The organism is Isoptericola croceus, assembly GCF_029382255.1.
Lineage (GTDB): Bacteria > Actinomycetota > Actinomycetes > Actinomycetales > Cellulomonadaceae > Isoptericola > Isoptericola croceus.
In genome coordinates this window covers 1-251 of record NZ_JARLLG010000572.1, presented here as the reverse complement: position 1 = coordinate 251, position 251 = coordinate 1, and the positions used below count along the sequence as shown (strand labels likewise).

General features: G+C 68.1%; 1 protein-coding gene. It reads left to right on the top strand.

Annotated features, from left to right (window positions below):
- The coding region (locus PZC42_RS25075) for a cytochrome P450 (RefSeq protein ID WP_277214367.1) at nt 1–251 on the top strand (251 nt) is incomplete at both ends.

Here is a 251-nt window from a genome sequence, read left to right as displayed (position 1 = left end):
GAGTTCTCCAAGCTGTTCGGCGCGTTCAACATCGGCGACTTCATCCCCTGGCTCAGCTGGGCGGACACCAACGGCATCAACGCCCGCCTCGTCGCGGCGCGCACCGCGCTCGACAGGTTCATCGACAAGATCATCGACGAGCACATGGAGCGCGGCAAGAACCCCGACGACGCCGACGCCGACATGGTCGACGACATGCTCGCGTTCCTCGCCGAGGCCAAGCCGCACGCCGGCAAGGCCGCCGCCGCCGC